Source organism: Absicoccus intestinalis (assembly GCF_033971885.1).
GTDB classification, from domain to species: domain Bacteria; phylum Bacillota_I; class Bacilli_A; order Erysipelotrichales; family Erysipelotrichaceae; genus Absicoccus; species Absicoccus intestinalis.
In genome coordinates this window covers 90,777-113,728 of the sequence record NZ_JALBUS010000006.1, presented here as the reverse complement: position 1 = coordinate 113,728, position 22,952 = coordinate 90,777, and the positions used below count along the sequence as shown (strand labels likewise).

General features: G+C 34.4%; 24 protein-coding genes. 18 read left to right on the top strand and 6 right to left on the bottom strand.

From position 1 onward, the window contains the following. Positions 1-187: 187 nt before the first annotated feature. From tnpB to MOZ64_RS05670, 3 genes are all read right to left on the bottom strand, one after another. A complete protein-coding gene (tnpB, locus tag MOZ64_RS05680) occupies positions 188-541 on the bottom strand; it encodes an IS66 family insertion sequence element accessory protein TnpB (protein WP_128519833.1) in 354 nt (117 codons plus the stop codon). Then, on the bottom strand, positions 535-912 hold the full coding sequence (gene tnpA / locus MOZ64_RS05675; RefSeq protein ID WP_128519832.1) for an IS66 family insertion sequence element accessory protein TnpA: 378 nt from the start codon (positions 910-912) through the stop codon (positions 535-537). The genes tnpB and tnpA overlap by 7 nt, the downstream gene beginning before the upstream one ends. Positions 913-1,326: 414 nt before the next feature. After that, entirely contained in the window at positions 1,327-3,777 is a 2,451-nt protein-coding gene (locus MOZ64_RS05670; protein ID WP_320325621.1) for a PRD domain-containing protein, read from the bottom strand. A gap of 280 nt (positions 3,778-4,057) precedes the next feature. Here MOZ64_RS05670 and MOZ64_RS05665 point away from each other — a divergent pair, with 280 nt between their 5' ends. Genes MOZ64_RS05665 through MOZ64_RS05620 form a run of 10 tightly spaced genes read left to right on the top strand, consistent with a single transcriptional unit; the run spans position 4,058 to position 12,083 of the window. Next, positions 4,058-4,477, top strand: a complete 420-nt coding sequence (locus MOZ64_RS05665) for a PTS sugar transporter subunit IIA (protein WP_320325620.1) — start codon at positions 4,058-4,060, stop codon at positions 4,475-4,477. 14 nt (positions 4,478-4,491) lie between these two features. Continuing rightward, on the top strand, positions 4,492-5,247 hold the full coding sequence (locus MOZ64_RS05660) for a PTS mannose/fructose/sorbose/N-acetylgalactosamine transporter subunit IIC (RefSeq protein WP_320325619.1): 756 nt from the start codon (positions 4,492-4,494) through the stop codon (positions 5,245-5,247). 1 nt (position 5,248) lies between these two features. Beyond that, a complete protein-coding gene (locus MOZ64_RS05655) occupies positions 5,249-6,076 on the top strand; it encodes a PTS system mannose/fructose/sorbose family transporter subunit IID (RefSeq protein WP_320325618.1) in 828 nt (275 codons plus the stop codon). 10 nt (positions 6,077-6,086) lie between these two features. Then, complete coding sequence (locus tag MOZ64_RS05650) at positions 6,087-7,028, top strand: phosphoglycerate dehydrogenase (RefSeq protein WP_320325617.1); 942 nt, start codon at positions 6,087-6,089, stop codon at positions 7,026-7,028. After that, a complete protein-coding gene (locus MOZ64_RS05645; RefSeq protein ID WP_320325616.1) occupies positions 7,025-7,498 on the top strand; it encodes a PTS sugar transporter subunit IIB in 474 nt (157 codons plus the stop codon). Before MOZ64_RS05650 ends, MOZ64_RS05645 begins: the two co-directional genes overlap by 4 nt. Positions 7,499-7,515: 17 nt before the next feature. Beyond that, complete coding sequence (locus tag MOZ64_RS05640) at positions 7,516-8,163, top strand: bifunctional 4-hydroxy-2-oxoglutarate aldolase/2-dehydro-3-deoxy-phosphogluconate aldolase (RefSeq protein ID WP_320325615.1); 648 nt, start codon at positions 7,516-7,518, stop codon at positions 8,161-8,163. Between the two features lie 41 nt (positions 8,164-8,204). Beyond that, positions 8,205-9,236: a 3-dehydroquinate synthase gene (aroB, locus tag MOZ64_RS05635; protein WP_320325614.1), complete on the top strand. Its 1,032-nt coding sequence runs from the start codon at positions 8,205-8,207 to the stop codon at positions 9,234-9,236. Continuing rightward, positions 9,233-10,414 (top strand): mannitol dehydrogenase family protein, encoded by a 1,182-nt coding sequence (locus tag MOZ64_RS05630; protein WP_320325613.1) that lies wholly within the window; start codon positions 9,233-9,235, stop codon positions 10,412-10,414. The genes aroB and MOZ64_RS05630 overlap by 4 nt, the downstream gene beginning before the upstream one ends. Further along, positions 10,407-11,468, top strand: a complete 1,062-nt coding sequence (locus MOZ64_RS05625; protein ID WP_320325612.1) for a mannitol dehydrogenase family protein — start codon at positions 10,407-10,409, stop codon at positions 11,466-11,468. Before MOZ64_RS05630 ends, MOZ64_RS05625 begins: the two co-directional genes overlap by 8 nt. 30 nt (positions 11,469-11,498) lie before the next feature. Next, positions 11,499-12,083, top strand: a complete 585-nt coding sequence (locus MOZ64_RS05620) for a hypothetical protein (RefSeq protein ID WP_320325611.1) — start codon at positions 11,499-11,501, stop codon at positions 12,081-12,083. A 271-nt stretch (positions 12,084-12,354) separates the two neighbouring features. On the opposite strand, the gene MOZ64_RS05615 is transcribed toward MOZ64_RS05620, so the two are convergent. The 3 genes from MOZ64_RS05615 to MOZ64_RS05605 are packed head-to-tail and all read right to left on the bottom strand — an operon-like array spanning position 12,355 to position 15,838. Beyond that, a complete protein-coding gene (locus MOZ64_RS05615) occupies positions 12,355-12,522 on the bottom strand; it encodes a hypothetical protein (protein ID WP_320325610.1) in 168 nt (55 codons plus the stop codon). A 14-nt stretch (positions 12,523-12,536) separates the two neighbouring features. Further along, the gene (locus MOZ64_RS05610) at positions 12,537-15,326 is read right to left on the bottom strand and encodes a sigma 54-interacting transcriptional regulator (RefSeq protein ID WP_320325609.1); all 2,790 of its coding nucleotides are present in this window, start codon (positions 15,324-15,326) and stop codon (positions 12,537-12,539) included. A gap of 35 nt (positions 15,327-15,361) precedes the next feature. Continuing rightward, positions 15,362-15,838, bottom strand: a complete 477-nt coding sequence (locus tag MOZ64_RS05605; protein ID WP_320325608.1) for a PTS sugar transporter subunit IIA — start codon at positions 15,836-15,838, stop codon at positions 15,362-15,364. Positions 15,839-16,169: 331 nt separating this feature from the next. Between MOZ64_RS05605 and MOZ64_RS05600 the strand changes: the two genes are divergently transcribed. The 8 genes from MOZ64_RS05600 to rhaD are packed head-to-tail and all read left to right on the top strand — an operon-like array spanning position 16,170 to position 22,940. Then, complete coding sequence (locus tag MOZ64_RS05600) at positions 16,170-16,460, top strand: PTS sugar transporter subunit IIB (RefSeq protein WP_320325607.1); 291 nt, start codon at positions 16,170-16,172, stop codon at positions 16,458-16,460. A 27-nt stretch (positions 16,461-16,487) separates the two neighbouring features. Next, positions 16,488-17,834 (top strand): PTS galactitol transporter subunit IIC, encoded by a 1,347-nt coding sequence (locus MOZ64_RS05595; protein ID WP_320325606.1) that lies wholly within the window; start codon positions 16,488-16,490, stop codon positions 17,832-17,834. A 26-nt stretch (positions 17,835-17,860) separates the two neighbouring features. After that, positions 17,861-18,079 (top strand): hypothetical protein, encoded by a 219-nt coding sequence (locus tag MOZ64_RS05590; protein WP_320325605.1) that lies wholly within the window; start codon positions 17,861-17,863, stop codon positions 18,077-18,079. Beyond that, positions 18,076-19,071, top strand: a complete 996-nt coding sequence (gene dhaK / locus MOZ64_RS05585) for a dihydroxyacetone kinase subunit DhaK (protein WP_320325604.1) — start codon at positions 18,076-18,078, stop codon at positions 19,069-19,071. The genes MOZ64_RS05590 and dhaK overlap by 4 nt, the downstream gene beginning before the upstream one ends. Continuing rightward, on the top strand, positions 19,068-19,724 hold the full coding sequence (gene dhaL, locus MOZ64_RS05580; RefSeq protein WP_320325603.1) for a dihydroxyacetone kinase subunit DhaL: 657 nt from the start codon (positions 19,068-19,070) through the stop codon (positions 19,722-19,724). The genes dhaK and dhaL overlap by 4 nt, the downstream gene beginning before the upstream one ends. A 15-nt stretch (positions 19,725-19,739) precedes the next feature. Beyond that, entirely contained in the window at positions 19,740-20,777 is a 1,038-nt protein-coding gene (locus MOZ64_RS05575) for a zinc-binding dehydrogenase (RefSeq protein ID WP_320325602.1), read from the top strand. A gap of 38 nt (positions 20,778-20,815) precedes the next feature. Further along, positions 20,816-22,153: an RNA polymerase factor sigma-54 gene (gene rpoN / locus MOZ64_RS05570; protein ID WP_320325601.1), complete on the top strand. Its 1,338-nt coding sequence runs from the start codon at positions 20,816-20,818 to the stop codon at positions 22,151-22,153. A 4-nt stretch (positions 22,154-22,157) separates the two neighbouring features. Further along, entirely contained in the window at positions 22,158-22,940 is a 783-nt protein-coding gene (gene rhaD, locus MOZ64_RS05565; protein WP_320325600.1) for a rhamnulose-1-phosphate aldolase, read from the top strand. The last annotated feature ends 12 nt before the right edge of the window (positions 22,941-22,952 follow it).

The window sequence follows — 22,952 nt, the reverse complement described above, 5'->3', positions numbered from 1 at the left end:
CAATAAGAAATTTTCCTGTTGAAGCAGTTCAACCTGTTTCTTCAATTCATCATATACAGTCATCATATCTGCATATAACTGCTTTGTCTGAAGATATAATTCTTTGTAGTCTTGATCATTGATCTGGCCTGTTTTCATCATCTATATTATACCATAATATGCTTTATATATCGCGTTTTTGAGCGATTTATATCACACTTTTTGGACTGACTTTTTTGATGACCTTCGGCTGTTCGATCTCTAATCCTTCCAGCAGCCATCGAAGCTGCTGATGTGTAAGATCTTTGACTTCTTTCTGTTTTCTAGGCCATCTGAACCGTCCGTCTTCCAAACGTTTATACATCAAAAGAAAACCATCACCATCCCAATACAATGCCTTGATCCGATCATTCTTCCTTCCACAAAAAAGAAACAGACTGCTTGAAAACGGATCCAATTGAAATTCTTCCTGGACGATGGCGGAAAGACCATCAATTGACTTTCGCATATCGGTATGACCACAAGCTAAATAGATGTGATCGAGTTTGTTTAGATCTAACATTTTGATGCCGCTCTAAATAATTTGATCAGAAATTCTTCCGATACATCTTCTGACATTTCGATATCCACATTACCGATATGGATAGATATGGAATCAGTATGTGCAGCAGGCAATGAAGATACAGGTATTTCTTCAAAACAGGTATTTTTATTTTTTGATGACCAGTCAACTGGAAGATTTGAATTTTTCTTCGGGATATCTTCGATCGCCATCTTTCGAATCTTGGCCAGATAATAGTAATAGCTTTTTTCACTGATATTGTTCTGTTTACAAAATTCTGTATTTGTGAGACCACTGGCCCGGCACTTATGGATCACTTCAAGCCAGTATTCGATCTTCACCTGTTTCACAGGAGATAATTCAGCCTTCATATAATTTAGACTCCAATCTAGAATTTTTTAAAGTTCTTGGAGCAGCTCCAAAAACTCTAATTGAATTCACTAAAATTATCGGAGATTTATTGATGAATTGGAATCCACTGTTTTATCTGACGCTTACATACTAAATGCAATTTGAAGCAATTAAGCCCTTTGGAAGAAAGTTAACTGAAAAGCTTAGGAACCTAAATCTGAATTTTTCTAAAAATAGTACAATAAAATATCTTAAATGTTGAACAAAAACGCCAGAAATCCTTTGTTCATGGGATATCTGGCATTTTCTCTGTGTAGTGATGTAACTTCAAATTTATAGTATTTTAAAATTTTCTTTTTTATTTTGGTACTTATTGATTGTTGGTACACCATATGAAGAACCACAATGAGTTGTTAACTTTTATGATATTGTTCCTATTCAAAAGCGGTTGTATGAAGATAAGGAAGAAATATTTCAATGATATATCCCATTTCTGCAGGTGGGATTTGGATTGCGAATATTTCATTGATAACATTAAAATTCTTTTCTAATACGTTATATAATTTTTCATTATTTTTTATTAGAGACTTAGCTTTTGGATAATTGTATGGTTCTTTTCGGATACAGCGTTCTAAAGTAAATGTTGTATGGAATAAGAACTTTATTAGCAGATCATCACAATATGTTATGTTTAAATCATTTATGATATTAAGCAATACATTGAACAAAGCTTGGCAAGCTTTATGTGGATTAAGAAACACTAAAGATTCAGACAACAATTTTTCTTCAATTGATTTTAATAAATCATAGGCATGTTTTTCGATTTCTTTTGTTTCATTTGATTTCGAATCGTTGATATTCAATCCTGTGTAGGAACCCATTGCCGTTAGAGTTGTGCCCAAGGATTCAACTTTTTGCGCAATGGATACTAAATTTTTTATGGATATGTCGTTTGTTGTGATAAATTCTCCGGAATATGTACTATCCAAAAGTTCGATCACTTGTTTAATAAATGGATAATCCAATAATAAGACTACACCTTTTCCTCTGTCAATTTCTGTCATTTTCATAGCAATATTTGCTACAGTTGATTCAATTTGATTGGCTTCTTTTGAAACGGAAAGATAGTTAGCATGGGTTTTAAAAAAATTGTTGTTAATATAATTTGAATAATGAGCCGCTTTTTCCTTATCCGTTGATACAATGAGTAATTGTATATATTTTTTATCAATCCATTGGGATGATAAATATAGATATGTAGCCACATAATCAATTTCTTCATCATTGAAGGATAAATTATAATATTTCTCAATACTTGTAATGATTAAATTTGCGTAATTATAATCTACATTTCTTGCGATTTTATTTGAAAGTTTTTTGAATTTTGAATGAGTTTGACCTGAAGTTATTCTATTGATTTCATTGGAAAGATGTAATAATAATCCATAAATAAGATTTTCATTTTCTTTAATAGGATGTCCATCTAATAAGTTATAGATGATATCGTAAATTCTTTGAAGAAGTACAGCTCGAATTGTATTGATTTGAATGGATCCTACAGAGTCAATATCATTAATACATTGATTAACTAATTGTTCATCATTTTTGGTTGTTAAATTTGTGGAAATAGTATTATCAATCGGTTCACTAATTTCGAAGAGTAACTTTAATTCTGGATTCTGTTTATCAGCTGAGAAAAACAAATATTCATTTTCGAATAAGTTTAAAGTATCATATAATTCATTTAATCGTTTATCCACATTAAAAATATTCATTAAAACAGGTGTTGAAATTTCATCAAAACCAATATTAATGAAATAACTTTTATTTTTTATAAAATTTGTGTATCCCATGGCACACGCTTGGCGAATTTCTGAGCGTAATTGAGCCAAATTCCCTTTATATTGCGACATAGCAAAACAGCTAATGGCATCTTTAGATACCCGAATGGTTTCTTTGATGTTATTTGCTTCATCTTGAAAAAATTGCAAAATGATAACGATTATTTCCATAATTGTTCGATCATTCAAGCTTGGAATTTGAATATACATTGGAAAGCATCTAAGCATTTCTGTGCTTTCAGCTAACATTTTGTTTGTTGTTGTCGCAATGATAAAAGCATCGAGTTTTAGTTGTTTACTGGAATTGATCGGAGAATAGGATTTATCGAGAATAACGTTTAATAATGCTGTGGATGTACGCTCTGATAGTTGATTGATATTGTTGAAAATAATGATGTTATTTTGAGCTTTTTGAAGAATTCCTTTTTTGTAAGATTCAGTTCGCGTAACATACTCTCCAAACACCATTTTTAAGAAGGAATCCTCATTTACGGCATTATAGTTTACACATTCCACAATAATGGGTTCTGATTTTTCATCTACTAATTGATTTTCTTTGGCAAATTGTGCTAGAGATTTGGCAAATTGAAGTCGTCCAGATCCTTTTTCTCCATAAATGAGAGTGTTTAGTTTGCTTGGATATAATATAGCGGATTTTGCTTTAGCAATAGGATCAAACATTTTCGATTGACGAGAATTAGCTAGATATCTATTAAAACTATTTACGTTTGACTTTTTAATAGATAAATATGAGATGTAATCATTGATTGTCTTACTTTTAGGTATGATTGACGGAATAGCAATACTTTGAAATGCATCATTGATGGAAGACCGATCAATAAATAATACAGGTCGGGAAGATGTTTTTATTAGTTTTCCCTCATTATATAATTGATTTAATATTCTCGAAATGTTTGAACGATTCATTTTTAATTGGGTACTTATTTCTAAGGCATCCATCCCTAAATGATCGAAATTAGAATGATTGATTTTATTTTTTGTATCTAAATGAATCAGTTGATAAATTTCTTCTTTCTTTTCCATAGGCTACCTCTTTTTCAACATTATAATAAAACAGTGTGTAAAATTGAATGATAAAATTCATAAAATAACATTTATGTTCTTTTTAGAGTGTAAAATGCGAAAGAAAACGCTTACTTCAACAAATAAAAATTAGAATATTTCATAAATAAAAGGTCATATATAAATCAACACTAAAAATTGTGTGTAATATATGCCGAAATTTTACATAGAAGAATATCAATGATACTTTAAAATTGTAAAAATTATCATGATAATCTTTTTAGAATCTGGAGGGTGTTAAATGGTAGCTTTGCTATTAGTTACACACGGAGATTTAGCTAAATCTCTGGTAAGTAGTGCAGCTTTAATTATGGGGACTACACCGTTAATTGAAAGTTATGGTCTATATCATGGAGACAGTGTTGACGATTTGAAAGACACGGTGAAAGAAGCTGTAGAAAAATTGGATAAAGAATCGAATGGATCAGGCGTTCTTATATTGACGGATTTATTTGGTGGTAGTCCGTATAATGCGATAGCACGAGGATTATATGAACTGAAAGATACTGTAAAAGCTGAGTGCGTAACAGGTGTAAATTTACCAATGCTTTTAGAAGTTGCTACAAGTGTATCATACAAAGATTTAGAAGAACTTAAGAATAGCTGTTTGGAAATTGGTCCAAAAAGTATTTTGAGTTTGAAAGATAAAATTCAATATTAGAAGGAGAGAAAAATATGCACATTTCAATTATTCAAGCGATTCTTCTTGGTTCTCTGTATTATTTGACGAATAATGGTACGCCGTTATTGACGGGGCTGGGAAGTGTCTCGATACGACAACCAATTGTTTGTGGAACGATTACAGGATTGATTTTAGGTGATGTTGTTCAAGGTTGTATTATTGGTGCAACAATTAATACGTTGTATTTAGGATTTGTCAATGCTGGTGGTACATTACCAGCCGATGCCGGAATTGGTGGAATTGTTGGTACTGCATTAGCATTGAGTTCTGGATCAAGTGCGCAAGCAGCTATTGCGATTGCTGTTCCGCTTGGAATTATGGGAACGATGATTTGGACACTGCGTCAAACGGTAGATATTTACTTTGTTCATAAAATGGATAAATATGCCGAAGTTGGAGATACGAAAAAGATGGCTTTTTGGCAGTTGTGGCCAACTCAAATCTTTGCTTATTGTGTGACTGCAATTCCAGTAGCTATTTTGGTTTATTTAGGAGCACCCGTTGTTCAAAGTGCTATTACGATGTTATCTGGAACGCCACTTCATATTCTAACTGCTATTGGAGGCTTATTACCTGCTATTGGTATTGGTATGTTATTAATGATGTTAAACACACGTAGAGGTATCTTACTGTTCTTCGTATTAGGATTTTTCTTATATACGTATTCGGGATTAAGTATGTTAGTCATTGCAGTATTTGCTGGTATCTTCGCTTGGGTATATGCAGAATTGAAGTTTAAGGAGGATTAGCATGGCAGACAATAAGATTACTTTGACAAAAAAGGATTTGAACAAAGCGTATTGGAGATTTCAATTTTTTGCACAGGCTTGTTGTAGTTATGAGCGTCTTCAAGCCCCGGGCTTCTTTTCAGGAATGAGAAATATCATTGAAAAATTATATGCAGATGATGAACAAGGAAAAATCGAAGCTTGTAAAAGGCATATGGAATTTTATAATTCAGAATTTGCGTTAGTAGGACCCGTTATTTTAGGCGCTGTTATCGCCATGGAAGAAGAGAAAGCAAATGGAGCAGAAATCGAAGGAGAAGCAATCAGTGCAGTAAAAACATCCTTAATGGGACCTCTGGCAGGAGTTGGAGATACGCTTCGTCAAGGAACTTTGATTCCAATTATTGGATCCATTGCTATTTCTTTGGGACAAGCTGGAAATTTGATTGCACCCATTTTCTATATGGCCGTTACATTGGCATTGAATTGGGGAATTAGTTATACACTTTATAATAAAGTGTATCAAAAAGGTAGCAGTTATATCGCAGAATTTTTCTCCGGAAATCGAATGGAGAAGATCATGACTTTGATTACTTCTATGGGAGCTGTTACAATTGGCGCTTTAGCAGCCAGCACGGTAAAACTGTCTACTCCTCTTAAATTAATTCTTGGTCAAAAAACATTAGCGGTTCAAACGGATATTTTAGATGCAATCATCTTAAACTTGTTACCATTCTGTGCCGTTATGTTGGTATATTGGTTGATTGCAATTAAAAAGGTCAGTATCAATAAAGTGATCGTAGGTATCTTTGTCGTTTGCATTGTGGGTGGATTATTAGGAATTATCTAAAGGAGCGTATATGAAAGTTTTGATTACATCAAATAGTTTTGGAAAATTTGATTCAAAGCCCAAACAATTTATGGAATCTTTAGGATGGGAAGTTATTAATAATAGATACCACCATATCATGAATGAAAGCGAAATGATGGGCGAAGTAAAAGATGTAGATGCCATTATTCTTGGATCGGATATTTTAAATAAAAGAGTTTTAGATGAGGCTAAATCGCTAAAAATTATTTCTAGATATGGAGTAGGTATTGATAATATCGATTTAGATGAGGCAAAACGAAGAGGAATTAAAGTAACTATTACTAAGAATTGTAATACCGAAGCAGTAGCTGATTATGCGGTTGGATTAATGTTATCGACTATTCGTCATATTTGCAATGTAGATCGCCATCTTAGGGAGGGAGTTTGGAAAAAAGAAACAGGATTAAATTTATGTCATAAGAAAGTAGGCGTTATTGGATTAGGTTCGATTGGAAGACAAGTTGTAAAACGATTAAAAGGATTTGATTGTGAAATTTATGGATACGATAAATTTTTAGATGAAGCATATTGTAAAGCAAATGATATTCATGTAGCTGAACCAAGTGAAATTTATAAGATAGCTGATGTTATTACTCTTCATGTACCAGGAAATCCAGATGGCAGCCCGCTGATTGGATATAAAGAATTACATGAGATGAATAAAGACACAGTATTAATCAATACAGCTAGGGCATCTTTGGTTGATGAAAATGCATTACTCGATGTGTTAAAAAATCGAGAGATCTATGGATATGGTACAGATGTATTTGCTCAGGAGCCGCATATTAATACTGAATTTGAAAAGTTGGACAATGTTGTACTGAGCCCACATACTGCAGCCGTGAGTGTTGAAGCGATCAATAAAATGACTAATGCAGCTGTTAATAATATTTTAGCTTATTTTCATATAGATAGAGGAGACCAATTATGAAAAATATCGTATGGACAAGAATTGATGACCGATTGATACACGGTCAAGTTATGACGCAATGGATTCAAAATGCATCAGCTTCAGAAGTTGTTATTGTTGATGATGGAGTTGCGAAAGATCCTTTCATTCAAATGATCATGAAATCAAGTGTACCAGCAACCATTAATTTGCAAGTGTTTAATACATCCGATGCCATCGATTATTTAAAGGGTGATGACAATGGAAAACGAATCTTTATTTTGGTGAAAACGCCCGGGGTCTTGGTTGAATTGGTCAATAATGGTGTGAAAATTGAGTCGATCAATGTCGGTGGAATTGGTGCAAAAGCCGGTAGAACATCATTATATAAGAATATATCTGCTAGTCCCCAGGAGAAAAAAGATTTAAGAACTCTTATTGATAAAGGTATAAAAGTTTTCTTTAGAGTCGTTCAATCAGATTCTGAAGAAGATGTAGCGAAGTATGTATAAAGGAGGGCAAACGAAGGATGAATGAAGTTGTAAAATTTATCGAAGATCATAAGGTTTTAGTTATTTGTCGGGGATATTATGGCGAAACATTGTTAAAATCCATTGATGCCCTATATAACGGAGGAATTCGAATGACGGAGGTCACATTTGATCAATCCGATCCAGATGCGATTGTGAAAACAACAGACGCGATTCGTTTGATTAAAGAACATTTTCCAGATATGAAAGTAGGCTCAGGAACAGTTACTTGTATTGACCATGTATTAGCTACGAAATATGCCGGTGGAGAATTTTGTTTATCGCCGAACGTAAATATTGATGTAATAAAGAAAACAAAAGAAGTTGGACTTGTTTCTATTCCAGGAGCAATGACACCAAGTGAAATTTTAACAGCGCACGATGCTGGAGCCGATTTGGTTAAAATATTTCCAGCTGGATGGTTAGGACTCCATTATCTAAAAGATATTAAAGGGCCAATCAATCATGTCAAATTTTTAGCAACTGCTGGTGTTAATGAAGAAAATTTCGGTACTTTTTTACAAGCGGGATATTGTGGAGCTGGCATTAGCAGTCGATTATTAGATAAAAAGTCAATTCAAGAGAATAATTTTGATGAATTGACTCGAAGAGCCCAAATTTTCACAAAAATTGCTAATGAAAACTAGGTCAGATAACACTGGCCTAGTCTTATTTAGGAGGTTGCATTATGGGAACTTTTATTAAGATGGAAAAGCAAAAGAGCAATATTTTTATTGAAAGAGACATTCGCTTTCACATCGATAAATATGTTGATTTAAATAGACGCGTGCTAATCTTAACCGATGATGGAGTTCCAAAGCAATATGTTCGAGTCATTGAAGAACAGTGCCCCCATCCATATCTCAAGGTCATCCCACAAGGAGAAGGATCCAAGTCATTGCAATCGGTTGAGGAAATTGTTTTATGGATGGCACAGATGGGTTTTGAAAAAGGAGATTTGATGTTTGCTGTAGGCGGTGGAGTTGTCGGTGATTTAGGAGGATTTATTGCAAGTATTTATTTGCAGGGAATTCAAGTTGTTTCCTTGCCAACGACTACATTATCACAAATAGATTCAAGTATTGGTGGTAAGACAGCAGTCGATTTGAATCATATTAAAAACAATGTTGGATCTTTTTATCAACCATCTAATGTATTTATTGATTTAAACACAGTAGCTACCTTGACAAAACGTGAATATTACAGTGGATTAGTCGAAGCATTGAAAGCTGGTCTAATTCGAGACTCCAAACTCTTTGATATATTTTGGACACATATAACAGATTTTAATGAAAGTATTCCTCCTTCAGATGTTGAAGAAATTGTTATCAGAGCATTGAATGTCAAGAGAAAAATAGTGGAAAAAGACGAAAAAGAAGCTAATTTAAGAAAGTTACTAAATTTTGGACATACCTTGGGACATGCCATTGAAAGTATAGAAATGCCCAAATATTATCATGGTGAATGTGTTGGTTTAGGCATGCTTATGATATTAGAGAATATAGATCTTAGAGATAAAATTAAGCAGGTATTAGAAAAAATGGGGATGCCAACTCATATTGATTATGATATTGATCAAGTCATTTCATTAATTAAAAGTGATAAGAAATATAATGGTTCTACAGTGACTATTGTACAAGTGGATGAAATTGGAAAGGGATATTTCAAAGATGTTACGCTTGAATGGCTAAGAAATCATTTGGAGAAGAATAGAATATGAAAAAAGCAATCATTTTTGGATGTGGAAAAATTGCTAGAGGATTTGTCGGACAATTACTATATTTGAGTGACTTTGCAATAACATTTGTTGACGTATATCAACCCATTATTGATAAAGTAAATACGGATAAAAAATACCATGTCCATGTATTAGGGGATGCTTCATTAGATAGTGTCATTACGGGAATAAGCGCACTGAATTTTAATGAAAGTCAGGAAGTTTTTGACGCATTTAAAGAAGCTGATATTGCGTTTGTGTCAGTGGGCGGTAAGAATTTAATAAATGTAGCTAATTGTTTATCTTCTATTTTTGAGTTATATGGAATACCAAAAATAAAAAAGAATATTATTGTTTGTGAAAATTGGGCTGATGCAGCTAATACCTTGAAAGATCCCCTATATAAGAATCTGAGTGTAGAAAATAAAGATCTCTTTAACAAATATATTGGGATTACGGAAGGGGTACTTATGCGCACTGCAACACAACCAGATGAAAAATTGGCACAAAAGTATCCATTGGATGTTTGGGTTCAAAATTATTGGTATTTACCAATTGATAGATCAAGACTTATAACAGATATTCCCGAAATCCAAAGTATTGAAGCATTAGATCATTTTGGAAATTTTTTGATCCAAAAGATGTATACAAACAATACGAGTAATGCAGTGATAGCCTATACAGGATATTTACTTGGGTATGAGATATTAGCCGAAGCAGCAAACAGTCCAGAAATTTCTAAGATATTAGATAAAACATATAAAGAAATCAATCAGACACTGGTTGCTGAATTGGGCGTAGATCCAAAAGATCAAGAGGAATTTTCAAAACGAGCAAGAAAAAAATATTGTGATTGGACTATTGTTGATAAGATCACAAGACATGCCAAGGATCCGCTTCGCAAATTAGGGCCTAAAGATAGATTGATTGCACCAAGTCGTATGGCATTAAAACATGGTATTTACCCAGAAACGTTAATTACTACCATTGCAGAAGCATTATTTTTTGATGAGCCTACTGATGAATCTGCAATGGAATTAAAAAAGATACGTCGTGAAAAAGGAATTGAATACGTGTTAAAAAACGTATGTAAATTGGATGCAGATGAAGTCTTATATCAGGAAGTTTTGAAAGCGGTGGAAAGAATCAGCAATGAAGGTTTGGTGAAAAATCATGTCTAATATAGTATGTATTGGAGCCGGACAAACAGGAAGAGGCTTTATAAATCGTTTTTTTAGAAATGATAGAGTGATTTTTTTAGACAAAAATGATGAATTGGTAAAAAAACTTCAAGAGAGAAAAGAATATTCAGTATCATTTGGTTCAACAAGGTCACCCATGACTTTAAACAACTTTGAAGCTTATGATATCAATTCCTCTGAAGCTATGGATTCCTTAAGCAATGCAAATTTAATTATGATAAGCATTGGGAGAAACCATTTAAAAGAGTTGACCAAACCACTTGAAAGTGCATTGAAAAAAAACACAGAAAAAAGCATAGACATTGTTTTATGCGAAAATGGCGTAAATGTAAAAAGAGAATTGTCGGCAATAGAAAGTATACCAGGGGTACATTTGGCAGAAGCCATTATTTTTTGTACGACCCTTAAAGAGAAGAATTCACTGGATATATTTAGTGAAGATTTAGATTATTTACCATATGATGCGATTGCGTTAGGTCATAAACTTAACTATGAAAATCTAGTTCCTGAAGAACATCTGGATATATTGATGCAACGGAAAATCTATACTTATAATTGTATTTCTGCCATTATATCTTATTTGGGATACTATAAAGGATATGAAATATACAGTGATGCAGCAAATGATGAAGATATCAATTTATGTATTCAGAACATTGTACACACTTTAAATCAGTGTATTTGCAGAGAATATAATATAGCGGAAAAAGAACAAGAACGTTTTTCTAATTTAGCCATTCGAAAATTTAAAAATAAAGAGATTATTGATACAGTGGAAAGAAATGCACGAGATGTTGACCGAAAATTAGGTGAGAAGGAAAGAATCATAGCACCATTGTTAATTATGAATAAATATGGTGTTTTTAGCAAAGATTTGCTTTTAGTAGCTGCTAGCGCAATTTATTATGGTGAAAAGACCAATACATTAAAGAAATTGCCTTCAGATTATTTTAAAATTCTTCCAAAAAAACAACAGGATATGATTACACAGTATGTTGATGATCTTTTCAAAAATAAGAAGGGAAGAATTTAGTAGAAAGAATAGTAGTTGGAGGATTGATTTATGCCAAATTTGAATGCTTTCTATGGATTATTGGTATTGATATTTCTTATTTTTGTTTTACGACAAATTAAGAAACATAAGATTTGGCGACTGATACAAACTGAGCAATATCAAAGGCTTGAAAAAGAATTAGATAAAACATCTACCAGAATGTTAATAAAAGCATATAATCGTGAAAATCTTAAATTAAATTGTTATTTAATGCAAAGGAATAAAGATAAGATAAATGGTCAATATCATAAAATGCGGGATATACATAAGAAACCGCTCGATGATCAAGAATTTTTAACCAAAATGTTTAATTATTATTTGCAGGATAATAATAAGAATGAATGCAAAAACATTATTAGTGCGATGGAAAAACATCTCACAAATAAGACAATCATAAATGAGTCCAAAATGTTGTTTAATATCATTTTTAATAAAAGTTCAGCTTATATTGATCTATTTATTGATCAAATGAAAAATATGAAAGACGAACAAAAAGGAATTGCATGTTATTATCTCTCTATCCAATATAAAAATAAAGGAGAAGTAGAAAATCAACAGAAATATGAAAAATTGTCTAAGCAATATTTGTGTTGATTAGAAGCAGATAAGACATAATAAAATTCTAACTATTCCAATTTGTTTTAAAACATGTCCTCCTAATCAAGGGCCAGATAATAAAAATGAAGATTGTCTGGCCTGTGTATTCTGATATACAGTTTTCGACAGTTGTCAAAAATAAAAATGAGCATTTAGCCCGTGGTTAAAGGCTGAATGCCCATTTTTTTATTGATCGAAATGTTGTATGGGCCATTTTTGAAAAATTGGTTTCGAATCAATAGTGGATTGAAAGGTACAAGTAATTTTTTTATTTTCTTGAACATCTTTGTTGTTTGGTTCTTGATCGATCCAAAACATACTGTAAGATGATGATCACAAATACGATCAACATGTTATACAGTGAATGATTTGGATTAAAAATGGTCAAGATCAACAGAATCAAAGTGTACAAGATTAGGTATGTCTTTTTTTTCATTGAGAAAGCCTCCTTTATTTTTTATTTTCAGGATATAAGGTCATAAGTAAGTAACAAATTTCATCATCGGTAATATGAATTTCAAATGTGTCTTCGATATCCATGACATGTTTTTTTAAACCATTGAATTCCAATTGATGTCTTTTGATGTATTCATCTTTATGATCAAATTTTATATAAGTATGCGTGATCAATCGCTCGATCATAAAGCCTAGATGTAGGATGAGAGAGAAACGAATGGTGTCCATATCTTCATTTTGGTACTGTAATTCTTTAAATGCATCATCCAAAAATTGATTGGAAACTTTTTCAGCAACGACAGGATTCACATATAGAACATGTTCTTCTAAAAAGTGAATGGTTTTACTTTCCGTTGTTTCATTTTTGGGATGGATCCGATTGGTCTGTTGAAAACCAGAACGTTCAATAAAGAGGATAAATTGTTTTTGCTTTTCGGTGTCAATTAAATCCGTAATATGGAAAAATGGAATATTCAGATCCAAATGAATGTTACCAACCACCGCAAGGACATTGTACTTCTTTGTTATTTCAGCTTCATTTTGTTGTAGATCGTGATTATTTAAAGCAATGACCCGAATGAAATTCAGACTGTTTTTTGCTAATAAGGATTCAATGGCATTTTTAAAGGCAATACTTGTTCCTTTCCCCGATGAACAAGTAGATATGATGACCGGTTTCTTTTTATTTTGGACAGGAATAGTTGGCGTATTGTTTTTGATTAGGTACTCATTATAGAGGATGTCAGCATGATCATTTCGATTTAACATGATATGGGCAAAATCCAAAGCCAGCGCCGTAGAAACATTTGGAATTGTATGGGTTGGTATACCTGTATCTTTTGTGAGTTGTTTACCAAAATTTAATAATGAGCCCATGTCAGCTAGAATAATAATACCTTTTTTAGGCTGTAACTCAGACACTCTTTTAATAAATAAATGATAACTGGTTTGGACATCTTGGGTTAATGGCATGTCAAAAGCATTCACAAAATGGGTATGGAGTAGACGATTGCAAACATCAGCAATGCTAGAAGCCGTATTGCCATGTGCCAAGATGAACAATAAAGCATTATTCGTTTCATCAATTTGTTCATGATTGGTGATATTTTTAATCAACATCTGAAAGAATTTCGATTCATCGGCAGGAAGCTGAACAGAAAAATGCGATTCAATTTGATGAATGATGGTATCAATCAATTGATCACCAGTTTTGGTATATAAATTGGTTGACTCCATCGAAGCATTTTTTCTAAGACGGTCCACTAAGAACTTCAAATGGAACGCCAAAATTAAAATATTTTGTTCAGATATCTTGATATCAAGATCATTGCGTATCGTTTTCATGATATCCATGGAAAAATCAACGATTTCTGGATCAATGATCTTATCCAGTTCTTCCTTTTTTATATTTTTAAAATATAATTTATTGAGTATATCATTATAGTAATTTGATACAGCTGAAGAAATCGCTTGGGCCGCTTCTTCTTGGGAAGCCGACTTACTGGAATGATCCTTTATCTCTTCCATTAATGTGTTATATGAATCCTTCATGAAAATCTGTTTTGAATGTGATATTTCATTGGAAGGACTGATGATCAAATTATAGTTATAACTTTCTAGATCCCCTTCAAATGTATATTCATCTCCATTTCTTTTTTTATAGAACGATTTGATATTTTCTGATAAAAATGTATATCGAACATGCACTTCATTTGTATCGGCATCTTTCTTTGCTAAAAACGAACGTGCACATAAGATCTTGATTTCCGAAGCCAATTGACCGATATTTTCCGGAAAATCATAGATCACAAACGCTTTTAAGATGCGGGGATCAATCACATATACTTGTTTTGTGATACTGGCTTCACGCGAAAATAAATTTTCTACTAATTTGAGCCTTTCTTCAATGGGACGTTCTCTTAATGGCGGAAGCTTTATGGTCAAAGGAATTCGACGTTTGAAGGTTCTTAATAATACATCATTGGGATTCTCGGTTGTTGCACCAATGATTAAGATATCGGATGTACGCGTCGTATTGGCTTCACCCATTTTTCGATAATGTCCAGTATCCATCAAATAAAAGAGCAATTCTTGTCCTTCCGGAGGCAGTCGATGAATTTCATCCAAAAATAAGATGCCGTGATTGGCTTTTTCCACCAAACCAATCGCTTCTTGTTCCGCCCCGGTGAAAGCGCCTTTGATATGACCAAACAATTGAGAGAGAAGAAGCTGCGGATTGTAGTAATAATCGGCACAATTGAATTCAACAAAGGGATATTCTTCTTCGGTTGCATGTTTGATTTGACGGCCATAATTATACATGGCATGCGCAAACAACGTTTTCCCGGTACCACTTTCACCCGTGATCAAGGTATGCAATCCCTTAGGCGGATAGAGAATAGCGGATTGAGCTTCGGCTACCTGATTAGCTTGACTGCCGTCATATCCAATGATGATCGAGAAAGGATTTGTTTCATTGTTATTCGCAAATAAATAGGAATTGACTTCGTCTAAAGTAAATGAATTTTGCTGGATAGTATGATTTAATTTTTTCTCCAAAACATCACGAGGAATATAGGTCACTGGTTTCGAAAGAATCTTTATAAAATTGCCTTTTTCCACTTCTTTATTCAATAGATTGCTGATAGCGGATCGATAGGTACCAAAATGTTCCGCTATTTCTTTTGCGGATACCCCTATCATTTCTTTGCTCGCGAATTTTCTTTCCAAATAATTTTCATTCACAATGGAATAAACATAATCGATTATTTGTTGTGTATTCATTTCAAACCTCCTTTCCATTTCCATGACTGAGTCAACTAGGATAATAGATCAATCAACGTATGCATCATTTGAGGAGCAGAATTGGCAGATTTGATCTTTTCCATTGCTCCTTCATCGGAAAACATGCTCACTAAATCTTGGAGAATATGGAGCTGATGTTGACCACCATTGACAGCCAAAGTAAAAACAATCTCTACAGGAACCAACTCGTTTTCCGATCCCATTAAAACAAAATCCACTGGATGTTTTAATTTGGTTACAATGATCGCTGATTTTTCAACGGTATCTCTTTCAATGGGATGGGGAATGGCCACTTTGAGCACATTCGTTGGTAAAGCCGTTGGATACAATTTCTCTCTTTGGAGAACGGCATTCGCAAACCCATTTTTTACATATCCTTTTTTATAGGCATCATTGCCAACCTTTTGGATGACCTCTTCATATGTATTAGCCTCAAGGTCAAACGTGATTAATTCTTCAAATAATAAATTCGTGATTTTATAGTTATCCATTATATCTGTTCCTCCTATGTAAAATCAATTGCTTCAATTAAAGAAAAGCAAAAAAGATGCCAATTCGAAATATTTTTCGAAAGAATCAAATATCATAAAAATATTTCTATACTTCAAATAAATTCGAAAAAAAGTAAAAAACAAAAAAGATTAGGAGTTTGGCAACAATATTGCTTTAAAAGAAAGTGTAAAAAGCAATCGTGTTGTTAAGCGATCAAATTTGGTTCATAAAAAAAGATCATTTGGAAACATTTTGTCGAAGTTGGCAACAATATTGCTATGTAAGTAGGTGTAGACGACTACAAAATAATAGAAAGGAGCAGAAAAGTATATGAAAACTATTATTGTCGCTTGTGGAGGAGGTATTGCTACATCGGCAACCTGTGCTACTAAGATCAATGAAGCACTGGAAGAAAGAGGCTTAGCTGGATTGGCGAAAGCAAAAGCAGTGGATATCAAATCATTAGATAATTTTATGAAAACCGCTGACTTATATGTATCCATTACGCCAATGCGCGGTGTGCAAGAACACTACAGTATCCCAGTGATCAGTGGAATCCCTCTATTAACAGGCATGGGAAAAGATGCATGTATCGATGAAATTATTAAAGCATTGAAGTAACAAATAGAAAAGGAGAGTTAATTTATTATGCAAATGCTACAAATGGTGTTCCAAGGGCTATTAAATCTTGGAGCTGCAGTTTTCTTGCCTATTGTTTTATTTATCATTGGATTAATTGTTGGCATGAAGCCAGGCAAGGCCTTCTCATCCGCATTGACATTGGGTGTTGCCTTTGTCGGTATCAACCTATTGATTAGTTATATGGGAGAAACCGTTGGCGGGGCCTTTACTACAATTGTTAAACATACCCATACAACATTAAAATACATTGATATGGGTTGGGCACCAGCCTTGGGTTTGGCTTGGCAATGGCCCTATGCCTTCTTGATGTTCCCGGTTCAGATTGGTATCAATGTCATCATGTTGCTCATTGGCAAGACCGATTGCTTAAACGTAGATATGTGGAACGTCGGAAATAAAGTATTTACCGCTTTTTTAGTTACATGTGCTTGTAACAATGTCATCATTGGCTTTATTGTTGCCATTATTCAAATTATTGCCGAATTGAAAAATGCCGATTACACAAAATATCAAATTTTGGAATTGACCGGTGTTCCTTCGGTTGGTATGCCACACTGTATGTTTTTATCAAATATCTTCTTTTATCCAATTTCGAGCTTATTAGATAAGATCATGCCTGAAACAAAACCATTAAATGCCCAGGAAATCCGTAATAAAATTGGTATCTTTGGCGAAAATCATATCATTGGCTTTATTATGGGTACCGTCATTGGTTTGGTAGCCAAACAAGGATCAGCCGCACTATTACTTGGTGTACAAACAGGTACTGCATTAACGTTATTCCCAATGGTATCACAATTGTTTATGACTGCATTGACACCAATTTCGGAAGCAGCCAGTGATTGGGTCAAGAAGAAATTCCCAGGACGTGAATTGATCATTGGTTTGGATTGGCCTATCTTAGCCGGAAATCCAGAAATTTGGGTAGCCATTATCTTTACCATTCCAGTCGCTTTGATCTTCTCATTGATCTTGCCAAACAATACTGCCTTGGTATTAGGAAACTTGATGAATGTTTGTGTTTGTGCTCCATTATTTTTAGCGATGCGGGGCGATATCTTAAAAATGACGATCATCTCTTGGATTTGGTGTCCAATCTTAAGTTATGCCGCTTCGGAAATGGGACCATTACTAACGAATTTAGCAAAAACAGCTGGATCATATAATACCAACATTACTTGGTGGGGCTGTGATATTGCCGAGATTCGATTTGCGTTATATGAAGCTGCTCGCGGCAACGTGATTGGTGTTGCCTGCGTTGTTGGTATTGTGATCTTAGGTGTTGTTTACTTTAAGAAATTTGCGCCAGAACGCGAAAAAGCAGCAAAAGAACGTTTAGGAATTACCGATTAATCTAAAAAAAGAAAAGGAGTGAAACTATGAGTAAGTTTGAGCAATTTTGGTGGTACATCGGTGTTGGTGTTGCCTTTGTTGGATTGATGATTGCTATTTTTACTAGAAATATTACTTTGACCATCATATGTGCTTTGGTGACTGCAGGATTACGAAAACTACAACCAAAAACTTCCATTCCAGAAGTGTATAAAAAAGCCGGTATCACCAAGGAAATGTTCACTCCTGGGAGTACAAAAAAATGAAAAAAATAATCAATGATCCAAATTGTGTTGTTGGCGACATGTTGAAAGGAATGCAGATTGCCAATTCCAATATTTTGTATAATCCAAACAAAGAAGTGATTGCCAGAAAAGTCAAAAGCAACAAAGTAGGATTGGTTTCGGGAGGAGGAAGTGGTCACGAGCCAGCGCATGCTGGCTATGTTGGCTACGGCATGTTGGATGCAGCTGTTTGTGGCAATGTGTTTGCTTCACCATCTCCCGACCAAATCTTAGAGGGCATTCATCAAGCCAATGCTGGAAAAGGGGTATTGATGATTGTCAAAAATTATGCAGGGGACATCATGAATTTTGAAATTGCCCAAGAATTAGCGGGTATGGAAGACATTATGGTTGATCATGTTGTTGTAAAGGATGATGTTTCTGTGAAAGATACCGATGAATCAACCGGAAGACGAGGCATTGCCGGAACAATATTTGTACATAAGATTGCTGGGGCAAAGGCTGAAACTGGTGCTAGTTTAGAAGAAGTAAAAAAGGTTGCCAATAAAGTCATTGAAAATGTTCGAAGCTTTGGCGTTTCTCTTTCGGCTTGTACGATTCCAGCTGTAGGAAAGCCAGGCTTTCAGATTGGCGATGATGAAATGGAAGTTGGTATGGGTATTCATGGTGAAGCCGGTATTGAGACCACAAAGCTAAAATCTTCCAAAGCGATTGCTGAGTTGATCGTAGAAAAGATTCTTGCCGACAAAGATTTTGGCCAAAGTGAAGTGGCAGTCATGATCAATGGCATGGGAGCTACACCATTGATGGAATTGTATATTCTAGCTGGTGATGTCAACGATGTATTGATTGAGAAAGGTTTAAAACCAATCAAATATTATGTTGGTAATTACATGACATCGATTGAAATGGCAGGTGCATCCTGTACCATTTTAAAATTGGACGACGAGTTAAAAGAATTATTACTGAGTCCTTGTGATACACCGGCACTCAAACAAGAGGTAAGCCAATGACAGTAAAGATGACAGTGAATGATTTTATTCAATATTTCAATCAAACAAAAGATCGCATCTATAAAGAAAAAGACTATGTGACTGAATTGGATTCAGCTACAGGTGATGGCGATCATTGGGTCAATGTAAATAAGGGGTTTGAACAAATCACAAGTGGATTAAAAGATGCACCCGCAGATCTTACCTTTGTGGACCTCTTTAAGAACATTGGAATGACCATGTTTTCCAGTGTGGGTGGTTCATCTGGTGCGTTGTATGGCAGTGGGTATGTTGCAGCATCGAAAATATGTAAAGAAAAAAAGTATATCCATGAATTGGATGTTCATGCTCTCTATGATGTTTATCATGCCATACTTGTTGAAATGATGAAGCGAGGGAAAACCGAACCCGGTCAAAAAACGATGGTTGATTCTCTTTATTCCGCTTTACAAGCGTATCAAGAAGCAATGGATGCCGAAAAGAGCGAAAAAGAAATTATCATGGCCTTTATAAAAGGGGCGAATGATGGGGCACAAGCCACACGGGAAATGGCAGCCGTGAAAGGAAGAGCCAGCTATCGTACCGATAAAGGAATCGGGCATTTAGATCCAGGTGCTATCACGATGGCTATGCAACTCGAATCATTAGGAAAATATATTTTGAATAAAGAATAGAGGAGGAAACTAGTTATGAAAATGAAAAGAGTTTTGTATTATGCGCCAGGCGATATTCGTGTAGAAGAAGCTGACGTACCAACTCCAGGTGAAGGAGAAATTGTCATCAAAAATAAAGTGACACTAACTTGTGGAACCGATGTCAAAACATACAAACGAGGCTATCGATATGAACCACCATTTGGCTTTGGTCATGAATGTTCGGGTGTTGTGTATGCCGTAGGTCCAGGAGTGAAAAATTTTGTGGTAGGCGATCGTGTGGTCGCACATAATTCGGCTCCTTGTGGCCATTGTTATTATTGTAAAAAAGGGGAACCATCCATGTGTGAATCCTTGATTCAAAATCAATTTAAAAATGGTGGTTATGCCGAATATCAATTGATTCCTGCACCCATTGTTGAACAAAATACATTCCACATTCCTGATAATATGGAATATAAACAAGCGGCTTTGTTGGAACCATTAGCATGTGCATTATATGGAACAGAAATGACTCATTTTGATATGGGTGATACAGTATGTGTAAATGGATGTGGCCCAATTGGTTTAATGTTTGTCAGAATGTGTGTATTACGTGGAGCCAGAGTTATTGCTTGTGATATGAATCCCGAACGATTGGCAACGGCAAAAAAATTAGGGGCAGAAATTGTAATCAATATTAAGGATGTAGAAGATCAAGCCCAAGCGGTCATTGATCAAACACCAGAAAAACGCGGTGTCGATGCAGCTATTGAAGCAACAGGATTAGCGCAAGTCTGGGAAATTGCAGCTAATATGGCACGCCCAGGAGGTGAAGTCTTGTTCTTTGGTGGTCCGAAAAAAGGCTCAACGGTAACATTTGATACGAATAAATTCCATTATCAACAATTAACGATGAAAGGTGTTTTCCATACAACGCCACAAGTGGTCAATGGGGCTTTTGAATTATTAAAGATGGGTGCCATCAAAGCTGATGATTTTGTTCAGAATGAATATCCGATTGAAGAAACGGAACAAGCCATTCTGGAACATGCCAGTGGTAAAGTGATCAAAAATTGCATTGTTTACGATTAGGAATTAGAAAAATTGTCGTATCATGGAACTAGAATGTCATGAAACAACAATTAAAAATTATTCAAAAACAGAAACAAAAACTATCGATCAAGCAAATTCCTTCCATGGAAATTTTGAAATTAAATGAGCAAGATCTGGAAGAATATATTGAAAAAAGCTTGGTGGATAATCCGTTTTCAGAAATAGAGGAAAATAAAATATCTTCGGAAACGAAAGAGATGGATTTTAAGATCATTAAAAAACAGAATACAGAAGAACAGCAATCCTTTGATTGGGAAGATAAAAATAAGAATGATCTCATGGACTATGTGTTTTCACAACTTTCTCCTTTAATCCATGATGAAAAAGACAAGAAAATCTTTCAATTCCTTATTGAATCCTTGGATTCTAGAGGCTATTTAAATGAATCTGAAAATGAGCTGGCCGCTTTTTTAAACATTTCAAAGAATAAGTTACAACAGTATTTAGAGATCCTCAAAAGCTGCGATCCACAAGGATTGGGCTCGAGAGATTTAAAAGATTGTTTATTATATCAACTTGAACAAAGAGCAGATACACAATTAGCCCAACATATTGTAAAGGATCATTTGGAAGACCTTGGTTCTGGGTATTATCAAAAAATTGCGATAGACGAACATACAACGGTTGATGAAGTGAAAAATGCTTTACAAATCATTCAATCGTTGAAACCCATTCCAGCTAATGGGTTCCAAGTAAATACCAAGACTTTATATATTGTGCCCGATGTATATGTTTATGAAGAAGATGGACATTTACATATTGAAATTAATACGCGAGCACAAAAGAAGTTGCAATTAAATACGGAAAACTATGATGCCTACAAAACTAATTCTTTTGATGCAAAGTCTAAGGAATTTCTACAAAAGAAGTATCACGACTTTAAGTGGTTACAATACAGCATCCAAAGAAGGCAAATTACGCTGCAAAAAATCATTGAATTTCTAGTGGATTATCAAAAAGACTATTTTTATACAGGAAACCTTTTCGCATTAAAACCAATCCGTTTATCGGATATTTCAAAAGCTTTAGATATCCATTCTTCAACGATTAGTCGCGCAACGAGTAATAAGTATTTTCAAAACAAATATGGTACATTTCCATTAAAAATGTTGATTCCCAGAAGCTATGAAAAACAAGGACAACCCTTATCTTCTGTTCAAATGGTTAAAGATGAGATCCAAGAAATGATCAAATATGAAGATCCAGAACATCCTTTTTCTGATGAAAAAATTAGAGAGCTATTAGAAGAAGAGGGATTTGTCGTTTCACGTCGAAGTATCTCTCTATATAGACAAGAAGAAGGAATTCCATCTTCACGAAAACGGAAAACAATAAAAACCAAAGAAAGGAAATAATGTGATGCGTATTATTGATGTGGATTTTGTGTCTGATCTTGTCGATGCCTGTCAGTATTTTTGGTCCGCCGGTTGGGGCGAATATCATGCAGGAAATATCAGTTATTTGTTGGATGAAAAAGAACTCAATCAAATTCAAGACTATTTAGAATGCATAAAAACTGTAAAAGTTGATTTTGATACGTCAGGACTTGAAGGCAAGACATTCATGATCACAAGATCAGGTGCAGCCTTTCGAACGATGAAAAAAAGATACGAAAAAGATCTAGGAATTATTCGTTTTAAAGAAAATAGCTACGATATTTTATGGGGATTTGATCATGGCACGGGATCACCAACCAGTGAATTACCCGCTCATGTGTTGTGCCATCGAGCCAGATTGGCCGATGATCCAAAGAATAAAATTGTGATGCATTGCCATCCAACATATTTAAATGCGATGACGATGATCCATAGTCTCGATGAAGAAGAATTCACCAAAACGTTATGGAAAATGAATTCGGAATGTCCACTTGTATTCCCTGAAGGCGTATCTGTATTACCATGGATGGTATGTGGAGAAGGCCCCATCGGACCAGCCACAGCTAGAAAAATGAAAAATAAACGAGTGGTCATTTGGCCATTTCATGGTATTTTCTCAAGTGGTGCTTCCATTGCGGATGCAATTGGATTAATCGAAGCTATTGATAAAAATGCTCATATTTATGTATTGGTGAAATCCAATATTATTCATAGTATGAGCGATGAAAATGTACAAGAATTAAAGGATCATTTTGGCTTAAAATGATCTATGAAAGAA